Source organism: Bradyrhizobium genomosp. I (2014), assembly GCF_000261685.1.
Lineage (GTDB): Bacteria > Pseudomonadota > Alphaproteobacteria > Rhizobiales > Xanthobacteraceae > Bradyrhizobium.
Map to the genome: position 1 here is coordinate 1 of NZ_AJQE01000049.1, position 26,029 is coordinate 26,029.

Consider the following 26,029-nt stretch of genomic DNA (forward strand, 5'->3'; position numbering starts at 1 on the left):
GCACGGCATGGCCGAACGACAACAGGCCGGTCTGACCGAGCAGGATATTGTAGGACAGCGCGAACACGATCGCGATGCCGATGAGGCTGAACGACGTGAGCGAGCCACCCGATGAGAACACCAGCGGCAGGACGATCAGCACGATCACGCCGATCAGCCACATACCATAGAAGCGAAGGTTCTCGCCGGCCGCATTCGCCGCGCGTGCGGATCCCGATATCGTTGCCGTCATCATGATTCGCGCGTCCCCATCAGGCCCATGGGGCGTACGATCAGGATGATCACCAGCAGAAGATAAGGAATAATCGGCGCGACCTGAGCAATCGTGACGTTCCAGATGTCGGCCAGGGCTGACGGCTCCCACCAGGGATCGAGCGGACCGAATACGCTTGCGAGGGAGCCATTCAAGGCGACGGCAAAGGTCTGCACCAGACCGATGACGAGAGAGGCGATGAAGGCGCCGGGCAAAGAGCCGAGGCCGCCGAACACGATGACCACAAACAGAATGGGCCCGAGCGAAGCCGCCATGTCCGACTGCGTGACCAGCGCGGGCCCGGCTATGACTCCGGCAAGGCCTGCTAGCGCGCTCCCCACGCCGAACACGACCATGAACAAGCGCCCGACGTTATGACCTAGATGCCCGACCATGTGCGGATGCGTGAGCGCTGCCTGCACGATGAGGCCAACCCTTGTGCGTTTGAGCATCAGCAAGAGGGCGACGAAGATAAGGACAGATACCCCGAGCATGAACATCTTGTAAGCGGGATAGTTGGTCGAGAAGACGGTGAACGCGGGAAAGTCCAGCAGCGCCGGCACACGATAGTCGACCGGACTCTTGCCCCAGATCATCGACACGATCTCTTCGATCGCAAAGGCGAGGCCGAAAGTCAGCAGCAATTCCGCGACATGGCCGTGCTTGTGGGTGTTGCGGAGGCCGTAGCGCTCCACCGTCATGCCGATACCACCGACCAGGAGCGGTGCCATCACGAACGCCGGCCAGAATCCGATCCATTTCGTCAGTTGAAAGCCGAAGAAGGCACCCAGCATGTAGAAACTGGCATGAGCGAAATTAAGCACGCCCATCATGCTGAAGATGACAGTCAATCCGCTCGACAACAGGAACAGCAGCATGCCGAACAGCACACCGTTCAGGGTTGAAATGACAATGAGTTCAAGCACAGCGTACTCGTGAATACCCGGGGCGCACGGCCCCGGTGTCAGTCATCTGACCGGTGAAGCATTCTGGCCGCCGCCTGCCCGCAACGACGACGTCGCGGGGAGGCGCAACGTGCATGGTTTAAGGCCGCGTCATCTTGCAAGTCGTGGAGACCATGGCCTTGGATGTATCGACCTTGGCAACCAGATGCCAGCCCCAGCCTGTGTTCTCCTCATCGAACGGCTCGTTCGCAGCAAGCTTGCCGAACGAGGAGATGTAGATCGGCTGAAAGAACTGGTGGTCATCCTTGCGCATGACACCCGTCCCACCGTCGAGGACATCGAACTTCAGGTCCTCGAGCGCGGCCGCCACCTTCACCGGATCGATGGAATTGGCCTTCTCGGCTGCGGCCTTGAACATCCGCATCTCGTTGACCGCTCGCGGATACCAGAGCGACATATTCACCTTGGCACGGAACGCCTTTTCGTAGTCCATCGCAGTCTGATTGCCCGAATTGGCGAAGCCTTCTGTCAGCTGGAACACCTGATGATCGAGGCCGGTTTGCTTGATCGCGGTCGGCCCGCCCGCGCCACCGGCATAGTAGGTGTACCAGTTGACCTTCAGGCCGGCATCGGCGGCCGCCTTGAGCAGCAGCGCGATGTCCTGGCCCCAGTTGCCGGTGACGACGCTATCGGCCCCGGAGGCCTTGATCTTGGCGATGTAGGGTGAGAAGTCGGTGACCTTCAGCAGCGGATGCAGTTCGTCGCCGACGATCTGGATGTCAGGCCGCTTCGCGGACAGCATCTTTCGCGCATCGCTGCGTACCGACTGGCCGAAGGAATAGTCCTGGTTGATCAGGTACACCTTCTTGATCGAAGCGATGTCCTTGATGTAGTTGGTGAGAGCTTCCATCTTGATGTCGGAGCTCGCGTCCCATCGGAAATGCCAGTAGCTGCATTTCTCGTTGGTCATGGCCGGGTCGACGGCGGCATAGTTGAAGTACAGGACTTCCTTGCCGGGGTTGCGCGTATTGTATTTCGTGACGAAATCCTCGAGCGCGAGGCCGACCGACGAGCCATTGCCTTGCGTGATATAGCGGACGCCCGCGTCGATCGCCTTTTGGGCCTGCACCAAGCTTTCTTGCGGATTGGTCTTGTTGTCGAACGGTACAATCTCGATCTTACGACCGAGAATGCCGCCCTTGGCATTGAGCTCATCAGCCAGATACTGGAATGTCTTCAGACCGCCCTCGCCGACGCTGGCTCCGCCGCCGGAGAGCGGATCGATGTAGCCGATCTTGACGGTATCCTCCGCTCGTGCCGCATGGCCGAGCATTGGGGCAATCAGGGCGACGGCTAAAATCAATCTACGCATTATGTTTCCTCGCTGATTTTCGACTTTAGTCGATGCGTGCATGCACATCGCAGCACGATTTGAACCGACACTGAGCAGAATAAACTCCGGCTGACAAGCTCACCCTGGCATAGCTGCAGACGCAGGTACGCTAAAATGTAAAAGCGCGGACGCCAGCGGGTTTTCCCGCGACGCGAAATCAAGAGGCTGCTCGTCCATGTCGCCTTTCGTTATTGCCGTTGACCGGGGGCGCCTGCCACCGTGTGCCGAATATTCCCGGCCAAGCCAGCGAGCCCGGCGACGCTTCCGCAGCTCCGATGGGGCATGGCCAAATCTGCGCCGGAAGACTGTGCTGAAATGTGACGAACTTCTGAAGCCAAACCCGGTAGGCGACCTCCGTCACTGACAGGGAGCGCAACTCCGGACGGGTCCTCGATCCAGGCCTGGACTGAGCGAAGACACGCCTTCTCAGCCGTCGCGTCCTCGGAAAGCTCCCACAGTCCTCCCTTTATCCTTGCAGTCGCTCACCAGCGAGTCGGCCCAGCCGAGATAGCGTCAGTCGACGGGAGCGCGCCGCGTATGCCAGTCGGTCACCGACTGGAAGGCATGGCCCGCGCGAGCAAGCACATCCTCGGACAGATGCGGGCCGACCAGTTGCATACTGAGCGGCAAGCCGTCCGACGCCACGCCGTTCGGCAGCGTGATGGTCGGGCTGCCCGAGAAGTCGAACACCGCGGTGAAACGCAGGATGCTGAGCAGAACGCTGGGATCGGCGCCGTACTCGCCCATCCTGGTCAGCGTCGGGATCGGCACCGGCATGGTGGGGATCAGGAGCAGGTCGATATCGCCGAACAGCGCCGCGAGGCTGCCACAGAACTTCAGCCGCTCATGATGGATCTGCGCGATCTCGACCCCACTCACCGACCTGCCCTGCTCGATCAGCTGTGCCAGATCGGGGCCGTATTCCGACCTTCGTGACGGATAGGTCTCCAGATGCGCCTCTGCGGTCTCGATGGAGCACATCGGAATCCACATGCTCACGAGCTTCTCGTAGGCCGGAAACTTGACCTCGCGGATATCGGCCCCGAGCGTCGCAAGCATACGCTCGGCTTCGAGCAAGGCGGCGACCACCTGCGGATCGATTCCGTTGTGGGTGTAGCTGCGGTCCACGCCGATCCGTAAGCCTCGGATGCCGTCTCCGATGCCGGCCAGATAGTTCGGCACCGGCGCCAGCAGGGCCGTCGGGTCGTTGACATCCGCCCCCGCGATGACGCCGAGCATGGCGGCCGCATCGGCTGCGCTCCGGCACATCGGCCCGACATGGTCGAGCGAGTCCGCCAGCGGAAAGACGCCGTGACGGCTGACGCGTCCCCACGTCGGTTTGATTCCGGTCAGCCCGCAGGTTGCCGACGGAAACCGGATCGAGCCGCCGGTGTCGCTGCCGATCGAACCGAAGCAGAGCCCCGCCGAGGTCGCCACGCCCGATCCGCTCGAGGAGGAGCCAACCCAGTAATCGACGCCCCAGGGATTGAGCGGCGCCTGATCGTTCGGATGGTGGCTGGTGTAGGCGCCCTCGGTCATCTTCAGCTTGCCGAGCGTGACGGCGCCGGCGTGCTCGAGCCGATCCACGATCGTCGCATTGAAGGAAGGGATGAATTTGGCATGGATCGTGGTGCCGCCCGCGGTCGGTGCGAACGACGTGTAGCAGAGATCCTTCAGTCCCACCGGCACACCGTGCAGCGGCCCGCGCCAGATGCCCTTCGCAAGCTCGGCATCGCAGCGCTTCGCCTGCGCCAAGGCGCGCTCGGCGAGGACGAGTGCATAAGCGTGGAATTTGCCGTCGAGCTTCGCAATCCGGCTCAGCACGGCCTCGGTCACTTTCGAGGGCAGCAGTTCGCCGCGGCGGAACAGCTCGGAGAGCTCGGTGATCGACTTATAGTGAATTGGATCTGCTGACATCTGACAGCCCTGTTGTTATCGGAAACGGTCTCGCCCACCGGCGCCATGGACGGCCCGGCCTCGAGTCTGCGCGGCTCGGGATGCGCCTAGAACTGCACTCCGCGCGTGAGCGCACCATCGATCACAAGGTTGGTCCCCGTGATGAAGCTTGCTGCCCTGCTGGCAAGGAATACCGCACCGTTCGCCATTTCCTGCGGCGTCCCCATGCGGCCGGTCGGGTTCAACGCCAGTGCGGTCTTGTACAGCTCGGGATTGCCGTCCTTGATCTGATTCCAGACACCACCCTCGAAATAGGTGTTGCCCGGCGAGACCGAATTGGCGCGGATACCCTTGCCGGCAAGCTGGAAGGCCAGCCCCTGCGTGTAGTGAATGATCGCGGCCTTGAACGTGCCGTAGGGGCCGCTGGCGAAATCGACCTCACGGCCCGACACGCTGGAGATGGTGACGATCGCGGCGGCCTTGCTCTTCTCGAGATATGGCATCGCCGCGTTGACCAGCCGCACCGTGCCCATCATGTCGGTGGAGAACTCCTTCTCCCAGCTCTCCTCGTCCTGCCCGATCGACAGCGCACTGACATTGGCGACGACAATGTCGATGCCGCCGAGCCTGGAGGCCATGTCCTCCACCCAGGCCTTGAGCGCCGGGCCGTTGGAGACATCGACCGAGCTGCCGAATGCAGCGACGCCCTTCGCCTTGATCGCGGTGATTGTGCTGTCGACGTCGGTCTGGTTGCGAGCGCAGATGCCGACATTGGCGCCTTCGGCCGCGAAGGTATCGGCGATCGCCCTGCCGATGCCCTTGGTGCTGCCGGTGACGAGAACCTTCGCTCCCTTGAGTCCCAGATCCATGTCCATTCCCTCCCTGTTGACGATTTCAGAACATGCATGCGGCCATTCAGAGCAGGAGCTGCTCGCGGACATTGTCCTCGTTGACCTCGCCGCCCGCCAGCGACTGCGTGATCCTGCCCTTCTCCATGATGTAGCAGCGCTCGGCGATCGCCAGGATCGTGTCGAGATTCTGCTCGACGAAGATGATGGTGGTTCCGAGCTCGTTGCGGAACGACCTCAGCGCCTCGCAGATGTGCTGGACGATCGACGGCTGGATGCCTTCGGATGGCTCGTCCAGAATCATCAGGGATGGATTGCCGATCAGCGCTCGGCCAATGGCAAGCTGCTGCTGCTCGCCACCCGACATCGTGCCCGCGGCCTGCCGCCGACGCTCTTTCAGCCGCGGAAAATACTCATAGACGAGCTCCGGCAGCTTCTTGCCGCCGGGACCGCCGATCAGCTCGCCGACCTGCAGATTCTCCTCGACGGTCATCTGCGGAAAGACGTCGCGCCCCTGCGGGATGTAGCCGAAGCCCGCCCTCGCCCGCGCGTCGGCCTCCAGCTTTGTCACGTCTTGCCCCATGAAGCTGATCGTGCCCCGCCAGGTCTGCAGCAGCCCGATCAGGCACCGCATCAGGGTCGACTTGCCGACGCCGTTACGGCCGATTACGCCGACGATCTCGCCGCGCAAGACCGACATGGTGACACCCTGCAGGATCGGCGTCGCGCCGTATCCCGCCCATAGTTCCGATACGTCCAGAATCCGGTCAGTGCGCACGACTTTAGTGAGCATGGGTTTTACCGAGATAGATCTCCGCGACTTTCTCGTCCTGCAAAATGCTTTCGAGATTGCCACGCGCGAAAATCTTGCCGAGATGCAGCACCGTGACGCGCTGGGCGACCTGGCGCACGAAGGCCATGTCATGCTCGACGACGAGAACGGTCATGCCCTCGGCATTGAACGACTTGATGAGCTCGCCGGTCCTGAAGGTCTCCTCCGGCGACATGCCGGCGGTCGGCTCGTCCAGCAGCAGGAGTTGCGGCTTCAGCGCCAACGCCATCCCGATCTCGAGCCATTGCTGTTGACCATGCGACAGCGCACCCGCGAGCTTCTCGCTGTCCGGCCTGAGGTTGAGCAGCGTCAGCAGGCGATCCTCCTCGGCGATGCGTTCCGCGCCTGACAATCGCTCCTGGAGCGCAGTCTGGATGTTCTGCCGAACCGGCAGCTCCTTGAACACGCTCGGAGCCTGCATCTTGATGCTCATGCCTCGCTGCACGCGCGCATATGGGCGCTCGGCAGTGATGTCGATGGCATCGAAAAAGATGCTGCCCTGGGTCGGCGGATAGAGGCCCACGATCAGCTTGAACAGCGTGCTTTTGCCGGCGCCGTTGGGGCCGATCAGGCAGTGGACCTCTCCAGCGTTGACGGTGAGGTCGACGCCAGAGACCGCTGTCAATCCGCCAAAGCGCTTGGATACGCCTTTGACTTCGACCAGCGCCATGATCAGGACTCCTCCGACTGCAAGCGGCCAGCCTCCGCCATCACGGCGCCGTCGTCGCGACGACGTCCGCGCCACCAGCCGGCGACGAGCCTGCCGATACCGAGCACGAAGCCCTGCGGCGCCAGCATCACCGTGGCGAGCAGCAACGCCCCCATCAGCACCAGCGCAGCCTGCTGGCTGTAGACCGTGATGGTCTGAAAGCCGAACAGCAGCAGAAACGACCCGACCAGCGTCGCCGTCAGATCGCTGCGCCCGGAGAAGGCCACCCATACGATCGGCATCGCAGCCGCGGGCAGGCCGATGCTGGACGGCGTGATGAACTGCCCCCAGGACGTGTACAGCGCGCCGCTCAGCCCAGCGAGGCCGCTGCCGATCACGAAGGTCAGAAGCTGGTACTTCCGGACATCGTAGCCAAGCATCTCCGCGCGCTGCGGGTTTTCGCGCGTCGCCACTATGACATTGCCGATCCCCGAATTCACCAGCATGCGCAGCGCGAGATAGACGATCACGATCAGCGCGATCATGACGTAATAGAGCGCCGATCCCTCGATATAGAAGTCGCCTACCGTCAGCGGGTCCATGCCCTTCATGCCGTTGAAGCCGTTCAGCCGCGCCGGCCCGATATGCCATTCCGGCCCTGCGGTCTGGCCGAGGAAGAAGGCCAGCACCAGTGTTGCGGACAGCGTCACGATACCGAAGAAGATGCCGTTGATACCGCCCCAGATCATGAAGTAACCGAGGATACCAGCGGCCAGCATGGCAAGAAAAACCGAAAGGACGAGCGCGCCGATCGTCGCAGTGCCACCGCCCATGTTGATCGCGAGCACGCCATAGCCGTACCCTGCGATGCCGAAGAACAGGGTCTGGCCGAAAGACAGCATGCCGCCATAGCCCCACATCAGGCAGAGGCCGAGCGCCATGAAGATCCAGATCAGGAAGTAAGCGAAATTGCCGACGTCGTAGGAATCGGCGAAAAGCGGATAGGCCAGCGCGCCCGCGAGCACGGCGAGGAAGCAGGACCAGAAGATCTTGCCACGTCCGAGCGTCTGCGGGCCTTCCAGCAGCTTGAACATCAACATTCCCCTTTAGCGCCCGCGACGAACCAGAACGCTGGAGAGCCCTTCGGGCATCACGCGGATGATCAGGATGACGGCGACCAGCATGCCGATCTGCCCGATGATCTGACCATAGCTCGCGTTCAGCGCCATGCGGATCATCGCCAGGAACACGGCGGCCGGCGCTGTTCCGAGCAGAACGTTCGCTCCCCCGATCACGACGGTCACGAAGCTTTCGACCACGAAGGTCGCACCCATGGTCGGGATCAGCGTCATGGTCGGCGCGTAGAGCGCTCCGCAAAGTCCGGCGAGGCCGGTACCGATCCCGAAGCTGATCGCATAGATCCGGCCGGTACGCGCGCCCAACGCCTTCGCCATCGCTGCATTCTGCATGGTGGCACGGGCGATCACGCCGAAACGCGTCTTCATGAAGATGACATAGAGACCGGCCAGCACGGCCACCGCACAACCGAACAGCACCAGGCGATAAGTCGAAAACGTATAGCCGCCGATCGCAAAACTTCCCTCGGGCGTGCCGATGCCTCGTACGGCAGACCCGACGATCAGGAGCATCGACTGCGTGACGATGAGGCTGAGCCCCCAGGTCGCGAGCAGAGAATCCAGCGGCCGTTTGTAGAAGCGCCGCACCACCAGGAATTCGACGAGAACACCGATGAGTCCCGCCGTCAGCGCGGCAAGCGCCTGAGCGATCGCGAGCGGCACACCCAGATTCACCAGGCCGACGGTGACATAGGCACCGCACATGATGAACTCGCCATGCGCCATGTTGATGACGCCCATCATGCCGAACACGATGGCGAGACCTGCGGCCGAGAGAATGAGGAACGCAAACACATCGGCGAACTGGTAGAATACCGAGAATACCTCAGCCGACATCTTGATCCCCTTGCCGCTCCCGGCGCCGCATCGTTGCGGCGCCGGCCTTGTTCAAGATCGTGACGTTCAACACGAGCAAGATCCGTGCCCGCCAGATGTCACGACTTCTTGGGCAGATGACTCGGCGTGTACTGATCCTTGTCGTTCTTCTTGGTGAGGTCGCAGCCGATCTCGCCGAGCCAGTAGGGCTGGATAGTGCCGTAGTCCTTCTCGACCTTCACCTCGTGCTTCGGCCCGACCGAGATCAGGCGCATGCGGTGTGAGGTGTGCTGGCTCTTCGGATCGATGCAGACCTTGCCCTCGGGAGCGTCGATGCAGGCATCGCCGGCCGCGATCACCTTGCGCATGTCCTCGAGCTTGGTCGACTTCGCCTTCTCGACCAGCGTCTTGTACATGTAGAGCGCGTTATAGGCGTTGTAGCCCATGTCGTTGATATAGAGCTCGTCGGGGAATTTCGCGTGCCATCGCTTCTTGAACTCGGTGGCTTCGGGCGTGTCGATCTCCTCGAACCAGTTCGCGGTCGCGTGCATGTTGTTGAGCGCCGGCGGCTTGAAGCGCTTGTGCTCGAAGCCGAGCATGATCTTGATCGACGAGCCCATCGGCAGGTTGAGGTTGGCCGCGGCCGCCTGCTCGAAGAACGAATCCTGGGCAGCACCGACGTTGATCGTCAGCAGCCAGTCCGGCTTCGCTTTCTGGATGTTCTGGATGGTCTGCGCGAACTGCGACACGCCGAGCGGGATGAACTCCTCGCCGACCACCTCGCCGCCGAGATCCTTCATGATCTTGCGGTTCCACTCCGCCGAGATCTGACCGAAATTGTAGTCGGCGGCGATGACATAGACCTTCTTGCCAAACTTCTCGACCATCCAGGGAATCAGCGTCGAGAACTGCTGTTCGGGCACCGCGCCCATGCTGATCATGCTGGCGTCGCACACGCCGCCTTCGTACTGGTTGGTGTAGAAGTACGGCGTCGTGGTGCGGTCGACGATCGGACGCAGCGCCTCGCGCGAAGCCGAGGTGATGCCGCCGATCAGCACGTCGACCTTGTCGCGATTGAGCAGGCGCCGGCCGAACTCCTGATAGCGTGCATTGTCGCCTTGCGGATCGAGATGGATCAGCTCGATCTGCCGCCCCAGAATGCCGCCGCTCTTGTTGATCTCCTCGACCGCCAGCTGCGACCCGTGCAGCTTCGGCATGCCCATGAAGGCAAGATCGCCCGACACGTCCTCGAGCAGCCCCACCTTCAGCGGAGGCTCGGCCGCCTGGGCAGCACTCATCGACGCCGCAGTACCGAGCATGGCGCCGAGCAAAACCATTCCTAACTTGCGTCCCGAAATCATCGTGATGTCCCCTGTTCCTGAAAGCGGCTGGATGTCATGGCTTGAGGTAATTCTTCAGGATCGACGCCCCCATCGTGTATTTGGGGTCGACCATGTTGCCGAGGCGCATGCGGCCCGCCTGGCTGAGCAGCATGTAGGCGTCGATCTCGTCGAAGCCGTAATCGGCCGCCATCCACCGCACGAGCTCGCGATAGGCGATGCGTGCCGCGTCCTCGAGCGGACGCGCGCTGCCGATCGTCATGATGAAGTCCCTGGTCTCGAGCCGGGGCCAGGCGAAGCTCCAGTTCTTGATCAGATCAACCTGCAGCGTAACGGTTGCGCGCTGCTCGAGCGCCACGCCGGAGAGCTCGCCGTCCCCTTGCGTCGCATGGCAATCGCCGACATAGAGCATCCCGCCGTCGGTATGCACCGGGAAATAGATGATCGCGCCGGGGGCAACATCGGGCAGATCCATGTTGCCCCCGTGGTAATCCGGCTGCAGCGACGAAATCGCCTCGATCTCCGGCGAGACTCCGATGGTGCCGATGAACGGTTCGTAGGGCAGCGTGAGCTTGTCGTTCCAGCGCACGCCGTTCCTGTCGACATGCAGCTTCTTCACGCGTTCCGGCAGCGGCGGATTGAGCAGCGCCGTCGAGCCGGTCCCGACCAGTCCGCCGAACTCCGGAATGATGCAGGTCGTGCCGGCCGGCTGCTCGCCCCGGGTCTCGACGTCGCGGATGTAGATCGCGAGGCAATCGCCCTTCTTGGCGCCCTTCACCGCGATCGGCCCGCATTGCGGGTTGAGATAAGGGAAGTTGAGCTTGGCGGTGGGGCTGTCGGTCTCCTTGGTCAGCACGCCGCCGAAGGCATCTTCGGTTTCAACGACGACCACCCCGCCGGGGTCGATCGACAGGGTCGGCTTGGCATAGGGACCGTAGACGTAGTGGAAGCCGCCCTGCTGCTCGATCGTCAGGCTATGGGTCGCTCCGGTCGCGCCCTTGGCGACCGCGCGTTTGGCCATGATGGATGTCTTCAACCAGTCTTCGGACATGAGATCGGCTCCTCGGCTCAGATCGCGGGATGACGCTTGTGCCAGTCGGTGACGCGCTGGAACGCATCGCCTGCGCGAACGAGGCCGGCCTCGTCGAAATGGCGGCCGACGAACTGGAAGCCGACCGGGCCGCCATTCGCCGCGAAGCCGCCGGGCAATGTCACGGTCGGACTTCCCGTCATATCGAACGGACATGTAAAGCGGAGCAGGCCTCCAATCAGCGAGGCGTCCTCACCGAGCGCCGCCATCTTGGCGAGCGTGGGCGCCGCAAACGCCTGCGCCGGCACAGCGATGAGATCGACCGTCTCGAACAGCACACGCACCGCACCACGAAACGCTTCGCGGCGGAGCACGATCTTCTGGTAGTCCATTCCGGACTGCTGCCGGCCGAGATCGAGCAGGCCCGCGAGCGCCGGGCCGTACTCGTCCTTGCGCGCCGGATAGGTGTCTTCGTGCGCGACCGCGACTTCGATGCCGCAGAGCGGGAACCAGTCGTCGATGATCGCCTTGGGATCGGGAAACGTGATGTCCTTGATCTTCGCACCGAGATCGGCCGCCACCCGCAAGCCCTCGGCCAGCACCTTGGCCGCATCGCCGTCGGTGCCTTCGCTGGTCCAGCGACGGTCGACGCCGATCGTGACGCCCCGCAGGTCACCGGAGAGACCGGCGAGATAGTCGGGCACGGGGAGCGGGACCGATGTCGTGTCCTTGGGATCCTGGCCGGCGATCACGCCGAGGATGGCGCCGCAATCGACTGCGCTCCGCGCTATCGGGCCGATGTGATCCAGCGTCGCCGCGAGCTCGAACGCGCCGTAGCGGCTGACGCGTCCCCAGGTCGGCTTGAGCCCGGTGACACCATTGGCCGCCGACGGAAAGCGGATCGATCCACCGGTATCGGTGCCGAGCGAACCGAAGCAGAGGCCCGCCGCGGTGGCGACGCCGGAGCCGCTGGAAGATGCGCCGGGCCAGAGATCCGCGTTCCACGGATTTTTTGGCGGGTCGATCTTCGGGTGATGATCGGCGTAAGCGCCTTCGGTCTGCTGCAGCTTGCCGAGAATGATTGCGCCGGCGTCCTTCAACCGTGCGACCACCGTTGCGTCCTCAGTCGGACGGAAGTCTCGATGGATCGTCATGCCATGCGCGGCCGGCGCGCCCTTGGCCCAGCAGAGGTCCTTGACCGCCACCGGCACACCGTGTAGCGGCCCCCTGATCTTGCCGGAGGCGATCTCCTTCTCGGCAGCGGCGGCATCGGCAAGCGCCGCGTCAGCCATCACATACGCGAAGCTCTTGAGCTTGCCGTCGAGCTTCTCGATCCGCCCGAGCATCGCCTTCGTCGCTTCGACCGGCGACAGCTCCTTCGCCTGGATCTTCCGTCCGACATCAACGAGTCCAAGATAGTGGAGATCTGCTGCCGCCATCGTTCTTCATCCTCCCACTCGACGTGGCGCACGGTTGCCCACACGCATAAGTCACCGTTCTGGCGACGCGGACGCATCGTCAGCTCCCTGGCGGCAAACGAAAAAAGCCACCCGCCCCTCCCGAATGAGGTGACGAATGGCGCAAATGCCGCGGCTATGATCTGTCGCTTTAGGGTCCGTGATCGAACGAAGCACTTAGTGCAAGGAGCTGGACGTCATCGGCCAGATCGGCGCACGCGAGGTTCGACAGGTAGCCCTGTAAGAGAAAAGTCTAAGTAACTGCCCATCGCATTGTCAACGTTGCTGTCTGCCTAAATTTCGAGGGTGCTGCGCAGCAAAACGGCAACCCACTTGCGCTGCCATGGGCGATGATGATTTCATCTTCGCGTTGCGTCGTCGAAAGCTGTCAATGACAAAGCCGTCTGTTCCCGTTGGCATCATCTGCTCGCAGTCCGGACCCTATCAGGCCATGGGCCGCGAGATCCTCAAGAGCGCGATGATGGCGGTCGATGAGATCAACAAGCAGACCGAGTTCGAGTTCTCGATCGCGCCCCATATTCGCGATCCCCGCGGCATCGTCTCCGAATATCACACGGTCTGCGACGACCTCATCCGCAATGTCGGCGTCGAGCACATCATCGGCTGTTACACGTCGGCATCGCGCAAACAGGTGCTGCCGATCGTGGAGCGCACCGATCGCCTGCTCTGGTATCCCGCCCGCTATGAAGGTTTCGAGTGTTCCGACAACGTCATTTATGTCGGGGCCTCGCCCAATCACAACGTCCTGCCGCTCGTCCGCTACGTGCTCGACAATCTGTCGCGTGAAATCTTCTGCGTCGGCTCCAACTACGTCTGGACGTGGGAGACCAATCGCGTCACCCGCGAGCTGGTCAGCGCGGCAGATGGCCACATCCTCGCCGAGCGGCTGCTCGAGCTGGGCGAAAGCGCCGTCGGTCACATCGTCGACGAGATCGTTCGCCGCAAGCCGCCGATCGTGTTCAACACGCTGGTCGGAAGCTCGAGCTACGACTTCATTCGCGCTTTCCACGTCGGCACCAGGGCTGCGGGGCTGGAGATTCCCATGCTGAGCTGCAGCCTGTGCGAGCCGGAACTGTCGATCGTCGGGCCGGCATCGGCCGGATGCATCACATCGTCGGCCTATTTCGAGAGCATCCGCCTGCCTGAGAACCGCGCATTCGTTGCGCGCTGGAAGGCCCGCTATGGCGAGCACAGCAGCCCCTCTGTTGACGGCCAGTCCGCCTATGTCGCGGTCTACCTGCTGGCGCGCGCGCTGCAGCGCGCGGGTACATCGAACATTGCCGAGGTGCGGCGCGCCGCGGCCGGCTATCGCTACAATTCGCCGCAGGGGCCGGTCTGGATCGATGGCGGCAACAATCATTGCGTCCTTACACCGCGGCTTGCCGTATCCAATCCGCAAGGACAGTTTGATATCTTCTGGGAAGCCGATACGCCCGTTAAGCCTGACCCTTACCTGACGCAGCTCGACGTTGCCGTCAGCCCCACGAGGGAGACCTCGACGGGCGGCGCATTGCCGAATGCGCCGCATCTGCGGGTTGTGAAATGAGCAGACGGTCTTCATTTTCGCTGCGCGGCCGCAAGGCGCTCATCGCCATCAAGGACGAACGCGACGCGACCATCGTGCGACGCCAGTTCGAACGTCTAGGGATCGACGGCGTCGCATGGACCCCAGGCGAGCCAGCGAACTTCGTTCCGGATCTGTCGCTGATCGACGACGAGTTTCTGCATTTGCTGCAACCGGCGCAACGTGCGTTCCTGGCGCGGTCGCCTGTCATCGCCCTGCTCGGCACCGAGACGCCGAGCCGTCTGAAGCTGGTGTTCGAGCTCGACCCGGCCTCGTTCCTGGTCAAGCCGCTGCGCTCGGCCGGTATCTACGCGGCGCTCGTCATGGCGTTCGAACGAAACGAACGCACCAACGAATTGAAGCAACAGGTCCTCAAGCTCGAGCAGCGTCTCCGGTCGCGTCGCGTCGTCCTCGCCGCCGTTCTCCAGGTGATGCACTCGCACGCGCTGGCGGAACCAGCCGCCTTTGCACTGATCCGCAGATCCGCCATGGAACAACGCAAGACGATCGAAGAGCTTTCGGCGGAGATTACGGCAAAGGGCCTTCTTCCGCGTGCCACTGGTTAGATCAACTGCGGGTTGGCCGCGGTGCGCTCATATCGCGCAGCTCCAAGGAACGCCGAGCCTGCTTGTGCACAGGGCATCGCGCAGGCAACGAATGGCTTTGGCATGAGCGATTTTGCGTGTACCCGGAAGCGCCATGTGATGGGCTGCTGTTCACAGCAGCCCACCGAGATCGCTGTCACCGACAGACGCGCACCCGAGTCACGACCCGTCGGCCGTGATAGCCGCGCTTTACAACGGTGCGCAGCTTGCACACCTTCCGGGAATGATATCGATGGTGATGGTGATACTGCGTTTGCACCAGGTCGGTTGCTACGGCGGGAGCAATCGGACTTGCCGGCGCCGCGTTGGCTGGAGCCGAAACTGTTCCGACAGCGAGTAGAACGGCAATGACGAGACCGTGAGCGATTTTCTTCATGAAGTTTCCTTACGAGACACCCCCATCGTCAATGTTACGGCAGCCGGTGAACATGAGATGAACGGCACCGTCGTGCAGAGCTGCGCTGCGCCGATCGGTCGCACGATCTTCGCACACCTCAGAAATACTTCGCCGGGATACACACCCCACAACCTGGTCTGCCGAGCGTAACCCGAGACAGTTTCCGCTCGAACGCGACACCAGACGCCAGCGCACCTCTCCACCTTAACGAGAACGCGGCTCAAAGACGGCGTTGACCGTCGAGTTGGGCCTGGAATGTTTTGGAAGACGCACCGGTTGGCCGCCGACCAGCCTTTTCGCCCGTTTGAGATCCCTACAGAGTTTTCCTTTGTCAGAATGGCGTTTGAGGAAGTCGCGACCCGACGATGAAGCACGCGCGACCTTCCGCTCAAGAGCCGCGCCCCTCATACCTCACTTTGATATTCCAATTACTTGTCCCTTCCTTACATGGACTGGAGCGGGAACAGGTGCACACGTGTGCAGGTGTGTGATTTCATGTTGGATCAACGTGCGCCCAGCCGCTGGTGGACGGGTCCTCAGAACGGAATTTGGTCAACGAACTTGGTAGCGTCCGGCGGTAGATCCTTCTTACGGCCTCGAAGGCTTGACGAATGCACCTCAGCTCCAAGGCCGCGAGACGGATCCCGAGTCCCGCCTGCGCTGGTGACGCGCTCACCGCGCCATATAGGCCGCGCATTTGCTCGAGGGCTGTTGTCAACGCCCCGTGGAGATCCGCCAGATCATGGCCAAGGGGTAACGCCATGAATGCCGACCCGAAGGCTCCGTAGCCACGAAACAGGCTGCGGTCTGGATGGCATATGCGTGTGCGCTCAATCAGCAGCGGCTCGCCGCCCGATTTCCTCAGGCGGAACGTCGATTCCAGCTCCCGGAAATAGCGGCCTTCGCGCAGGGGGTCGTGCATCGTGAACGCATCGAAGATCAACGCGTGAGCGTCGGTCGCGCAGTCAAGCTCCATAGTCTGTGACAGTGCGGCGTCGGGAAACAGAATGCGCGGCTCAGGCAGGTATTCGAGACTGGCGCCGCTCGCGACATCAAGCGTCACCGTCTCTGTCGCGCGCGCCCCGGGGGCAGCGCGATGAACCGACGTCGCCCCCTGATTGGTCAGACAGACGGCTGTTCCTGGACCAAGCAACAGGCGCTGTGCAAGACTGTCCTCTCCGTGAATCGCTCCGCTCGCCGTCTGCACGATCACGCTGAGGCAATGCGGCCGATACGGATCGACATGAAAGCTGCGCGTGAGTGCGAATGGCCAAGCGAACATCCGTCGATCGATGACTGTACGTCCAGCACGACGGACGAAGCTCAGATCGAGGCGTGCACAATCGCTCGACGTCATGTTTTTCACGTTCTGAACAAGACCTCGCGTTCGAGGAGATCGACGATCGACTCGACACCTTCACCGCGCCGACAATTGGTGAACAGCACTGGGCGGTTGCCGCGGACGTCCAACGCCTCCCGACGCATCCTCGTCAAATCGGCACCGACGTGCGGCGCCAGATCGACTTTATTGATGACGAGCAGGTCAGCGCGAATGACACCTGGACCGCGCTTACGCGGAATGTCGTCACCTCCGGCCACATCGATCACAAACATCCAAAAGTCCGTCAGGTCCCGCGAAAACGTCGATGCGAGATTGTCGCCACCGCTTTCCAGCAAAATCAGCTCGACCCCGGGGAAACGTCGCTCTAGTTCATCCGCCGCTTCAATATTGAGCGTGGGATCCTCGCGAATGACGGTATGAGGACATGCCCCCGCCTCGACCGCCGATACGCGTGCCGGGTCGATCAATCCAGAACGCCTGATCCGATCGGCATCCTCGGCCGTTACGAGATCGTTCGTGATGACCGCGATATCGATGCCGCGGTTAATAAGTGCTGGAATCAAGCGCTCCACCAATGCAGTCTTGCCCGAACCGACCGGGCCCCCAATCCCGACCCGCGCGGCCGCGATTCGTGGCTGGGCTAATCCGTTGTTGAGCGAAAGTCGGCTCATCGAAGCATATACCGCCTGGCCAGCGGCACCTTCGTCGCCGGCGGGCACATCAGAAGCTTTCCGTCCGCACGAACCTCGAAGGTTTGCGGATCGACCTCGACATGTGGCGTCGCAGCATTGTGCAACATGTCCATCTTCCGCAACATTCGCACATTCTTGATCTGGACCGGATCGCGTCCAAGGCCGAGCTTCCGGGTCACATCGGCCTCCATCGCAAGCTTCGACATGAAGTTGACGCCCAGTCTTTGCGGCGCGGTACCGAGTGCACCCCACATCCGCTTCTGGATCATCGGTTCTGACAGACCGAGGCTACCGTTGCCGTCCCCCATGGCAGCCCAGACGACAAAGCCGTTCTTGATCACCATATAGGGCTTGATGCCGAAGGAGGCGCGCGGCCAGAGAACCAGGTCGGCCATCTTGCCAGGCTCAATCGAGCCGACCATGTGGTCAATGCCAACCGCGATTGCCGGATTGATGGTGAGCTTGGCAATGTAGCGCTTGATCCGCTCATTGTCTGCACGCGCCGTCTTCTCCTCCGGTAGACGGCCGGTCCGATCCTTCATGACGCTGGCAAGCTGCCAGCACTTGGCAACGTTCTCGGCGAGGCGGCCCATGCCCTGCGTATCCGTGCCGAATATCGATATCGCCCCCATGTCGTGGAGAAAATCTTCAGCCGCCATCGACTGGGCACGCACTCGCGCCTCGCCGAACATTACGTCCTCTGGTGCATTGTAGTTGAGCTGATGACAGATCATCGTCATCGGCACGCCCTCTTCCATGCCGTAAGACGTGTACGGATTGGTCGGATTGGTGGATGAAGGAATGACGTTGTCCCACGACACAACTTTAAGCAGATCCGGCGCATGACCGCCGCCGGCGCCCTCCACGTGATACATATGGATGGTGCGGCCTTCGACAGCAGCCATCGTATCCTCGCAGAAGCCGTACTCATTGATCGAGTCGGTATGGAGGTGAACCGCGAAATCATTGCGCTCCGCCGCAATGAGGCTCTGATTGATCACCGAAGGAGCGGCGCCGAAATCCTCGTGGATCTTCACGGACATGCCACCGGCCGCGACGGCTTCCTCGACGGCTTCGGGATTGGACCCCGCACGCCCGAACAAGGCAAAATTGAGCGGCGAGAACTCGATCGCCTGAAGAAAGCGCGCAAAGCTTGAAGCGGCGCCGCTGCCGACATCGAAGACCGGACCTGATCCGTTCCCAACCAGGGTGGTCGTCCCTCCAGAGAGCGCGTGATCGGATTGTTCAGGCGAGATCAGATGGGCGTGCGATTCAATGGCGCCGGCGGTGACGATGAAGGGACCGCCGGCGATCGGCGCCGTAGTATGTCCTACGACCATGTCGGGATGCACGTCGGGCATCACGTCGGGATTGCCAGCCTTGCCAATGCCGACGATGCGCCCGTCACGGATGCCAATGTCGGCCTTCACGATACCGGCCACGGCGTCGACGATCGTAGCGTTCTTGATGACAACGTCGAGAATCTTGTCCAACGAGGTCTTGTTGGCGTTTACACCCTCGCCATCGCGCAAGTTCTTTCCAGCGCCAACCAGCAACTCATGTCCGTAGGTCGTATAATCGTGTTCGATCTCTGCAATCAGACTGGTGTCGGCCAATCGCACGAGGTCGCCCTTGGTCGGCCCGTAGAGTTCGCCGTAGGCGCGGCGGGACAGTATCGCCATGGTGGTCAGGCTCCCAGATAGCCGCGTGCCCGGGCCTGCTTTAGAGCCTCCTGCCGTGCGAACGGCGCATCCAGCGGACCGTTAACAAGACCCGCCTGCCCATGTACGACGCGATCGCCTGAAATCGGAACAAGCTGCACGGACTTGGTGACCCCGGGTTCGAAGCGAATCCCGGCGCCCGCGGGCCGATCGACCTTCATGCCCCAGGCCGCCGCGCGATCGAAGCGCAACGCGCGATTGACTTCGAAGAAGTGAGTGTGGCTGCGAACCTGAACGTCGCGGTCGCCGGTGTTCGTCACATCGATGATGATTTTGGGCAGGTCCGCAAAGCTCTCAATGTCTCCACTGCCCGCGATGATCTCACCTGGTACGACATGGCCCTCGACCGAAGCGTTGCCGGGACCGACCGGCTCGAACAGCGCCATCACCTTGGTTCCTTCGGCAAACATGCACTCGATATAGAGCATCGGAATCATCTGCCCGACGCCGGGCTCGACGTCGTCCGACGTCAGCAAACGCCCGGCCATATCGCGGATCTCGGCATAAGGCAGGTTGCGGCGCGCCGCGGTCATCACCTCGTCCGTGATGTAGGCGACCGCCTCCGGGTGGCTCAGCCGAATTCCGAGCGACCGATTGCGGCGTGCCATTTGCGCGGCATTGAAGATCACGAGGCGATCCATTTCGGTCGGCGACAGATTCATCATGGGAAATCACCCTCTCTCATGTCGTGAACATGCGGACATGACGCAGCGGTCCGCGCGAGACTGCGATGTCGATGAACGGCGTAAAGCTCGCGGGCAGCGCATCGGCCGGCGGCGCTTCCGCAAGCAATTCCGCAAGCAACGCGCGCGCGATCTCCTGGCTGCGCTGCGCCTCGATATGGCCGATGATGCCAAGCCGCACCGCGGCGCTGACGAGGCCAGTCACGAGCGTCCAGCCCGAGACAAGTTCGGCGGCGTCCTGGCTGAGTCCCGCATCCCGCCCCACGACGGCCTGCACGACCGCCAGATGGCCGAGCCTGCCGTCCGACGACACCAGGCCACGGTAGGCCACCGATAGGGGTCCATCGAGCTTGACCCATACCCCGAGCAGCGCCCTGCCCGCCCGCCGTGATCCTTCTCTCATCTCGGCCGAAGGTGTTGCAGCCTCGGCCAGGCGATCCACGCAAGCGACGGCGGCACAATCCTCTGCCCGAAAGGCTTGGCGCAGCAGAATGCGGTCCATGCTTGCCCAGCGGCGCTCCAGCTGATCCGCGATGATCCGGTCGAGTTCGCCGCGATCGGCAAGCATGCCGTCCGCAGCGAGTCCCTCCAGCCCCCAGGAGAATGCAAAGCCGCCGGCCGGGTAGGCACTGTCCCCGAGCTGCAGCAAAGCCAGTGTCTGCAATCTGTCAAACAGCGTCGCTCTCCACCACTTCGCCGGCTTCGAGCAGCGGCTTGATGCGCGCGCGGTAGGTGTCGAGCGGCCCGTCCAGCAGGACAACAAGAACATTGTCCTCGAAGCGAACCCGCCAATGTAGATTGCCGGCATTCCAGCCGAGCTTGAGTGCCGCTGCCTGATCGACCGGCTTCAATCGCCAACATTCCTGCTCGCCGAAGCGGGCAATGATGGCGCGATCGTGCGCGAGAAACAGCAGTGCGCCGTCGACCAGGTCCTCGTCCCGGTCCAAGCTGACCGCACAGTCGGTTCCGCGATCGGTCGTCAGGCGAAAGCGCTTTCGTCCGACATCGGACGGCGGCACGAACAGCAGCTCGATCCCGCCATGATGCTCGACATGGTGGAGACGCCCCGCATAGGCTGCGTCGTCGGATCGTCCAATGATGCCATGAAGCCGTAACGTCACGATTTTCTCCCGCGGCAGGCCGGAATGCCGGCTTACCGGATTGTCGCCGACACCTCCGTAGAGGTCACCAATGTGACCTCTCCATCCAGAATGGGCCCGGCGATCCCGAAGAAGGTGGCGACGACCGCCGAACCATTGTGACGATCCATCGCCGCCTTGTCGGAAAATCGCTCATACGTTGTGAACACGCAGGGATCATTCTCGCTTTGCGAGATGAAGAAACCGATCGTCTCCGGCTCGTTCGCCGCGACATTCGCGGCGACGGTTAGGAGTGCGTCGCGCATCGTGACCTCGTGTCCCGACTTTGCCTTGATGACGGCGGTGATGGTGATCATCAGAACTTCTTCCAATCGCCATCGGCTTCGAAGGCGCTGGCCGCCTGATAGATGGTCGCCTCATCGTAGTCCTTGCCGATCAGCATCAGCCCGACCGGAAGGCCGTCCGAAAGGCCGCAGGGTATGGTCATTGCGGGATGGCCGGTAACGTCGAACGGACTGGTCGTGGCCGTCATCTCGAAGGCGCGCTGGACGATCTCGGAGAGCGGCGCGTCCTTGGCCGGGATCGGCGTGGCGACACAGGGCAAGGTCGGCATCAGCAGAAGATCGCAGGAGCCGAATACCGCATCATAAGCGGCCTTAGCAGCGATCGCGATGTTGCGCGATTTGGCGTAGTAGCGACCGCGATAGTGGCTGACGCCCCACTGCCCGACCAGCATGGTGAGCTTGAGCGTCTCCGACAGGTCGTCGGCACGCGTGCGCCAACCGGAATGGGCGTCGACCAAGCCAACGTCATAAAGTCCCTTCCAGTTGAACCCCATGCCATTGCCGATCATCATCTGGACCAGGAAACCTTCCAGCGTGATCGGGTTCCATGCCGCGAGTGCATGAAGGTGTTCGGGGATCGACACCTCCGATACGCTGGCACCGAGCTTTGCGAACCGCTCCGCACCAGCCTTCACCTTGGAAGCCACGCCCTCCTGCATGTTCGCAACGGCAAATCCTTCCTTGAGGATGCCGATCTTCATGCCTTTCACGCCCTTGCGAAGCATCTCCGTGTAGCTCGTCACTTTCGGCGCATATTGGCGGGGATCGAGCCCGTCGGCGCCGGCCAGCACCTCCAGCAACAACGCATTGTCGGCGACGTTGGCCGTCATCGGACCGGTGTGGTCGATCGTCGACTCGATCGGCATCACGCCCGTGTACGGGACCAGCCCGTGCGTCGCCTTCATGCCGTAGATGCCGCAATAGGATGCCGGGATACGGATCGAGCCGCCCTGATCGCCGCCGATCGACATGTCGACCTCGCCGGCTGCGACCAGCGCAGCACTTCCCGACGAGGAGCCGCCCGCCGAATACCCCATCTTGAGCGGGTTATGAACCGGAGCGGGATGGGAGGTGTGACTGCCGCCCGACAGGCAAAAATGCTCGCACACGGCCTTTCCGACGATGGTGCCGCCGGCATCGAGAATGCGGGTCACGATCGTCGCGTCGGCGGCGGGAATGAAGCCTTCGAGCGTGGTCGAGCCGTTCATCATGGGGACGCCGGCCAGGGCGACGTTGTCCTTCAGCACGATGGTACGACCCGCGAGCTTGCCGGTGGCCGCACCCTTGACCTCGGTCTTGATCGCCCACGCACCGTACTTGTTGTCTTTCGGCATCGGCTTGGAGCCCGGCATGCGCGGATATTTGACCGGCGGCAGCGGGTTCGGCAGCTCGTCGATGACGTCGTACGCGTCGAACATCCCACCCATGAGCGCAAGATAGCTTCCGGCCTCTTCGACCGTCATGTTCATGTGCAGGCTCGCGGCGAGCTCGGCGACATCTTCGGCAGTCGGGCGTTTGATAGACATAGGACATCCTTTCTTGTGAGGACAAGCTGGCAGTAACGAAGTCAGCAATTGCAATGGCCGGCGCTGCCGCGCCGGAATTCGAACCTAGGTAGGGTGCATGGCGCCGTCCCGAACCAATAGGCTTTCCCGGTCGAGCTCACCGGTGATGCGCCCCTTCTGGATATTGAGGATTCGGTCCGACAGGGATGTGATGAATTCGAGGTTCTGCTCGACGACGATCAGCGACATCTTCCACCGCTGCTTCAGCGCGAGCAGCGTCTCGACGATCTCTTCGATGATCGATGGCTGAATACCCTCGGTCGGCTCGTCCAGCAGGATCAGCCGGGGTTTCGTGCAGAGACAGCGCGCCAAGGCCAGCAATTGCTGCTCGCCGCCCGACAGGGCTCCACCACGCCGGTCGAGCAGCCGCACCAGGCGCGGAAAGTCCTGCAGCACCGCGTCGATGACCGAACGGTCCTCCTTCGGAGCCGCTGCGAGGCCCATTCGCAGGTTCTCAAGGACGCTCAGGTCGGGAAATATCTCTCGTCCTTGCGGCACGAGCCCGATCCCAAGCCTGGACCGCTCATATGGCTTGAGATGCGTGATCGTCTTGCCGGCGAACGTGACGGCGCCACCCGTCGTCGGCAGATGCCCCATCAGCGCTCGCAGCGTCGTGGTCTTGCCCATGCCATTGTGGCCGAGAATGCCGAGATACTCGCCATCCTGAACCACCATGTCGAGACCGAACAGAATCGGGATGCGGCCGTAGCCGGATCGCAAATCGCGGACCTCGAGAAGCGCGCTCATGCCGCCACCTTCTTGCCGAGATAGACGTCGCGCACGCGCTGATCGGCCAGGACCTTGTCCACGGTGTCTTCGACCAGCACCCGGCCCTGGTGAAAGACCGTCACCCTCTTTGCGATCTGCTTGATGAACTCCATGTCGTGCTCGACGACGATGATGGCCCGGGTCTGGTTGATCTCGCGGATGATGGCGGCAGTGTGCAGGGTCTCTTCGTCGGTCATCCCGGCGGCCGGCTCGTCGAGCAAGATCAACTCCGGCTCCGCCGCGAGCACCATACCGATCTCAACCCATTGTCGTTGGCCGTGTGACAGCGTCGCCACGATGCGGTCGGCATGATCCGTCAACCGGATCATCTCCAGCACGGCATCGACCGCCGGCCCCTGGGCACGCGGCGTGGCGTTGCGGCGAACGGCGAGCCAGACGTTCTCTCGCACCGAAAGACCGTTGAAGACATTCGGCACCTGGGTCTTGATGCCGATCCCCATCCGGGCAATTTCGTGCGAAAGCTTGCCCGCAATCGGCTGTCCGCGAAACGCAATTGCGCCCGAAGTCGGAACCAGCTGGCCGGTCAGAGTCTTGAAGAACGTGCTCTTGCCAGCCCCATTCGGTCCGATCAGGCAGCGCAGCTCCATCTCTTCCAAGGTGAAAGTGATGTCGTCATTGGCGACCACGCCGCCAAAACGCATCGTGAGGTGCTCGGCCTTGAGCAGGGGTACGAGGTCTGCCATGGTCATTCGGCTCCGGCCATGTGGGAGGCGGCTACCGGCGGCGGCACACGATCATCTGCGTGTTGCGCCTTCGGTTTCGGCGCGGGCACGAGCCGCATCAGCAGATCGCGCGCCGTCGGCACCAGTCCCTTGGGCAGCAGCAGCACGAATACGACCAGAACGGCGCCGAGCACGAGGTTGGAATTCAAGGCCTGCTGAGAGCCGATATAGGCGACAATGTATTCGATCAGCACGCAGCCAACGATAGGTCCGAGCAAGGTGCCGAGCCCGCCCACAGTAATCCAGATGATGATCTCCGCCGACAGCGACAGGCTGAAGATAGTCGGCCCAACGAACGCGCCCCAATTGACGTAGAGTGCACCGGCGAGCCCGGCGATCGCTCCGCTCAGGATAAAGGTTAGCAGCTTGACCTTGCGCGGGTCGTAGCCGAGCAGCGAGGCACGAACCTCGTTTTCGCGTACGGCCACGATGACGCGTCCAGCCGGAAGGGAGAGCAGCAAACGCAGAAGCAGGAATATCCCGAGCAGCGCTCCGCCCGTTACCCACCATGATTGCTCGGGTGACAGGATTTGGTCCGGATAGAAAGGAACGTTGAAGGTGGGGACTGCCGGCATGCCGTTGAAGCCGCCGAGCAACGCCTTGCCGATCCTGTACTCATCGCCCGAGGTCGAGTTGACGCAGTTGAACAGGATCAGTGTCACGGTGAGCGTGATCACGCCGAGGTAGACGTCGGAGATGCGACCGAAGAAGATGAAGTAGCCGAGGATCGCGGCGAACAACGAGGGAATGATAATGGCAAGCAGGATCGACGGCGTTGAATCCTGGAAATTGACCGCGGCGATCGCATAGGCATAGCCGCCGAGGCCGAAGAAGGCCGTCTGTCCGAACGACAGGATACCGCCAAAGCCCCAGATGAAGGCGAGGCTGAGCGCCAGCACAGCCATTGCCGCGAACAGCGTCAACTGCATCAGCGCAAAGAGCTCGATCACGCTGGGAATGAGCGCGATCGCGATGATCGCGACAATGACGGCAACCGCCTGAGCCACAAGGCGAAAGCGGGCGGGCATTACAAATTCCCCTTGAAGAAGCGGCCGGAAATCCCCTGCGGAAGCAGGCGGATCAGCACGATCGCCGCCGTAAACACCAGGACTTCGCCGTAGACCGGCGTGGTGAAGAAGGCCCCGACCTGATTGACGGCACCGAACAGGCTCGCCGCCGACATCGTCCCCGACAGAATGGCGGCGCCTCCCCCGACAACGGTCATGAAGGCCTTCGCGACGTAGGCGCCACCCATGCCGGGCGTGATGCCCGAAACCGGAGCCAGCAGACCTCCGGCGAGACCTGTGATGGCCGCCCCGACCGCGAACGTGCTCATGTAGACCCGCGCCGGATTGACGCCCAGCGTGGCCGCCATCGCGGGGTTCTGCATCGTGGCGCGGGCGATCAGGCCGAAGCGAGTATAGCTCATCACGCCGTAGACGACGGCCATCATCACGATCGCCATCCCGGCCAGGAACAGCGTGTAATAGCTCGACTGATACGACCCGATCGAGAAGCCGCCGAGCGGGGTCGGCACGCCTTGCTGAGTGTTGCCGTAGATTGTAGTGACGATTCCGATGATTAGAAGGCTGAGCCCCCAGGTCGCGAGCATCGAATCGACGAGACGACCGTAGAGAAAGCGAATAAGACAGCGCTCGATGACGAGGCCGACGAGACCGACGAAGAGCGGCGCAACGACCAGCATTGCAATCCATATGTTGACGCCGGCATTGGCCGATATGACAGTCGCATACGCACCAAGCATGATGAACTCGCCATGGGCGAGGTTGATGATCTTCATCATGCCGAAGATGATCGCCAGTCCGAGGCACAGCAGGAACAGCGACGATATTCCATTCAGGACGTCGAGCGCGACGATGAGATAGATCGCCATTCTTGGATTCTTTCGGTCCCTCAATGCTACGGGCC

At 62.2% G+C, this 26,029-nt stretch carries 26 protein-coding genes and 1 pseudogene; 2 read left to right on the top strand and 25 right to left on the bottom strand.

Annotated elements, in window-relative coordinates:
- From IC50_RS05705 to IC50_RS05760, 12 genes and pseudogenes are all read right to left on the bottom strand, one after another.
- A pseudogene (locus IC50_RS05705) lies at positions 1 to 232 on the bottom strand (branched-chain amino acid ABC transporter permease); the annotation flags it as partial.
- The gene (locus IC50_RS05710) at positions 232 to 1,179 is read right to left on the bottom strand and encodes a branched-chain amino acid ABC transporter permease (protein WP_035701570.1); all 948 of its coding nucleotides are present in this window, start codon (positions 1,177 to 1,179) and stop codon (positions 232 to 234) included. The gene IC50_RS05710 and the pseudogene IC50_RS05705, both read right to left, overlap by 1 nt.
- Positions 1,180 to 1,297: 118 nt before the next feature.
- Positions 1,298 to 2,530, bottom strand: a complete 1,233-nt coding sequence (locus IC50_RS05715; protein ID WP_035701572.1) for a branched-chain amino acid ABC transporter substrate-binding protein — start codon at positions 2,528 to 2,530, stop codon at positions 1,298 to 1,300.
- Positions 2,531 to 3,064: 534 nt separating this feature from the next.
- Positions 3,065 to 4,468, bottom strand: coding sequence for an amidase (locus IC50_RS05720; RefSeq protein WP_035701575.1), 1,404 nt, complete (start codon positions 4,466 to 4,468; stop codon positions 3,065 to 3,067).
- Positions 4,469 to 4,554: 86 nt separating this feature from the next.
- On the bottom strand, positions 4,555 to 5,316 hold the full coding sequence (locus IC50_RS05725; protein ID WP_035701577.1) for an SDR family NAD(P)-dependent oxidoreductase: 762 nt from the start codon (positions 5,314 to 5,316) through the stop codon (positions 4,555 to 4,557).
- A gap of 46 nt (positions 5,317 to 5,362) precedes the next feature.
- Positions 5,363 to 6,088, bottom strand: coding sequence for an ABC transporter ATP-binding protein (locus IC50_RS05730; protein WP_081492376.1), 726 nt, complete (start codon positions 6,086 to 6,088; stop codon positions 5,363 to 5,365).
- Positions 6,078 to 6,797: an ABC transporter ATP-binding protein gene (locus tag IC50_RS05735; RefSeq protein WP_035701580.1), complete on the bottom strand. Its 720-nt coding sequence runs from the start codon at positions 6,795 to 6,797 to the stop codon at positions 6,078 to 6,080. The genes IC50_RS05730 and IC50_RS05735 overlap by 11 nt, the downstream gene beginning before the upstream one ends.
- A gap of 2 nt (positions 6,798 to 6,799) precedes the next feature.
- Positions 6,800 to 7,870, bottom strand: a complete 1,071-nt coding sequence (locus tag IC50_RS05740) for a branched-chain amino acid ABC transporter permease (protein WP_050990915.1) — start codon at positions 7,868 to 7,870, stop codon at positions 6,800 to 6,802.
- A gap of 12 nt (positions 7,871 to 7,882) precedes the next feature.
- Positions 7,883 to 8,749 (bottom strand): ABC transporter permease subunit, encoded by an 867-nt coding sequence (locus tag IC50_RS05745; RefSeq protein ID WP_035701586.1) that lies wholly within the window; start codon positions 8,747 to 8,749, stop codon positions 7,883 to 7,885.
- Between the two features lie 98 nt (positions 8,750 to 8,847).
- Positions 8,848 to 10,065, bottom strand: coding sequence for an urea ABC transporter substrate-binding protein (locus IC50_RS05750; RefSeq protein ID WP_085973586.1), 1,218 nt, complete (start codon positions 10,063 to 10,065; stop codon positions 8,848 to 8,850).
- A gap of 58 nt (positions 10,066 to 10,123) precedes the next feature.
- Entirely contained in the window at positions 10,124 to 11,119 is a 996-nt protein-coding gene (locus IC50_RS05755; RefSeq protein WP_035701593.1) for an acetamidase/formamidase family protein, read from the bottom strand.
- A gap of 17 nt (positions 11,120 to 11,136) precedes the next feature.
- Positions 11,137 to 12,537 carry an amidase gene (locus IC50_RS05760; RefSeq protein ID WP_035701596.1) on the bottom strand — a complete coding sequence of 467 codons (1,401 nt, stop codon included), beginning with the start codon at positions 12,535 to 12,537 and terminating at the stop codon, positions 11,137 to 11,139.
- A gap of 409 nt (positions 12,538 to 12,946) precedes the next feature.
- On the opposite strand from IC50_RS05760, the gene IC50_RS05765 reads away from it, so the two are divergent.
- Positions 12,947 to 14,122 (top strand): transporter substrate-binding domain-containing protein, encoded by a 1,176-nt coding sequence (locus IC50_RS05765; RefSeq protein ID WP_035701650.1) that lies wholly within the window; start codon positions 12,947 to 12,949, stop codon positions 14,120 to 14,122.
- The gene (locus IC50_RS05770) at positions 14,119 to 14,706 is read left to right on the top strand and encodes an ANTAR domain-containing response regulator (RefSeq protein WP_035701598.1); all 588 of its coding nucleotides are present in this window, start codon (positions 14,119 to 14,121) and stop codon (positions 14,704 to 14,706) included. Before IC50_RS05765 ends, IC50_RS05770 begins: the two co-directional genes overlap by 4 nt.
- Positions 14,707 to 15,117: 411 nt before the next feature.
- Here the strand turns inward: IC50_RS05770 and IC50_RS44005 are convergent, their stop codons facing one another.
- The 13 genes from IC50_RS44005 to IC50_RS05830 all read right to left on the bottom strand — a co-directional run bounded on the left by IC50_RS44005 (position 15,118) and on the right by IC50_RS05830 (position 25,994).
- The gene (locus tag IC50_RS44005) at positions 15,118 to 15,516 is read right to left on the bottom strand and encodes an SH3 domain-containing protein (protein ID WP_157460894.1); all 399 of its coding nucleotides are present in this window, start codon (positions 15,514 to 15,516) and stop codon (positions 15,118 to 15,120) included.
- 119 nt (positions 15,517 to 15,635) lie between these two features.
- Positions 15,636 to 16,499: an urease accessory protein UreD gene (locus IC50_RS05775; RefSeq protein WP_081492381.1), complete on the bottom strand. Its 864-nt coding sequence runs from the start codon at positions 16,497 to 16,499 to the stop codon at positions 15,636 to 15,638.
- Between the two features lie 5 nt (positions 16,500 to 16,504).
- Entirely contained in the window at positions 16,505 to 17,155 is a 651-nt protein-coding gene (ureG, locus tag IC50_RS05780; RefSeq protein WP_035701601.1) for an urease accessory protein UreG, read from the bottom strand.
- On the bottom strand, positions 17,152 to 18,858 hold the full coding sequence (gene ureC, locus IC50_RS05785; protein ID WP_035701603.1) for an urease subunit alpha: 1,707 nt from the start codon (positions 18,856 to 18,858) through the stop codon (positions 17,152 to 17,154). The genes ureG and ureC overlap by 4 nt, the downstream gene beginning before the upstream one ends.
- 5 nt (positions 18,859 to 18,863) lie before the next feature.
- Positions 18,864 to 19,562, bottom strand: coding sequence for an urease subunit beta (ureB, locus tag IC50_RS05790; RefSeq protein WP_050990916.1), 699 nt, complete (start codon positions 19,560 to 19,562; stop codon positions 18,864 to 18,866).
- 16 nt (positions 19,563 to 19,578) lie between these two features.
- Entirely contained in the window at positions 19,579 to 20,229 is a 651-nt protein-coding gene (locus IC50_RS05795) for an urease accessory protein UreF (protein WP_244429547.1), read from the bottom strand.
- 19 nt (positions 20,230 to 20,248) lie between these two features.
- Positions 20,249 to 20,701, bottom strand: a complete 453-nt coding sequence (gene ureE, locus IC50_RS05800; protein WP_035701606.1) for an urease accessory protein UreE — start codon at positions 20,699 to 20,701, stop codon at positions 20,249 to 20,251.
- A gap of 32 nt (positions 20,702 to 20,733) precedes the next feature.
- Positions 20,734 to 21,036: a putative quinol monooxygenase gene (locus IC50_RS05805; RefSeq protein WP_035701608.1), complete on the bottom strand. Its 303-nt coding sequence runs from the start codon at positions 21,034 to 21,036 to the stop codon at positions 20,734 to 20,736.
- Entirely contained in the window at positions 21,036 to 22,550 is a 1,515-nt protein-coding gene (locus IC50_RS05810) for an amidase (protein WP_035701611.1), read from the bottom strand. Before IC50_RS05810 ends, IC50_RS05805 begins: the two co-directional genes overlap by 1 nt.
- A gap of 84 nt (positions 22,551 to 22,634) precedes the next feature.
- Complete coding sequence (locus IC50_RS05815; protein WP_035701614.1) at positions 22,635 to 23,336, bottom strand: ABC transporter ATP-binding protein; 702 nt, start codon at positions 23,334 to 23,336, stop codon at positions 22,635 to 22,637.
- Positions 23,333 to 24,061 (bottom strand): ATP-binding cassette domain-containing protein, encoded by a 729-nt coding sequence (locus IC50_RS05820; protein ID WP_035701616.1) that lies wholly within the window; start codon positions 24,059 to 24,061, stop codon positions 23,333 to 23,335. The genes IC50_RS05815 and IC50_RS05820 overlap by 4 nt, the downstream gene beginning before the upstream one ends.
- A gap of 2 nt (positions 24,062 to 24,063) precedes the next feature.
- Positions 24,064 to 25,128, bottom strand: a complete 1,065-nt coding sequence (locus tag IC50_RS05825) for a branched-chain amino acid ABC transporter permease (RefSeq protein ID WP_035701618.1) — start codon at positions 25,126 to 25,128, stop codon at positions 24,064 to 24,066.
- On the bottom strand, positions 25,128 to 25,994 hold the full coding sequence (locus IC50_RS05830) for a branched-chain amino acid ABC transporter permease (protein ID WP_035701621.1): 867 nt from the start codon (positions 25,992 to 25,994) through the stop codon (positions 25,128 to 25,130). Before IC50_RS05830 ends, IC50_RS05825 begins: the two co-directional genes overlap by 1 nt.
- Positions 25,995 to 26,029: the final 35 nt, after the last annotated feature.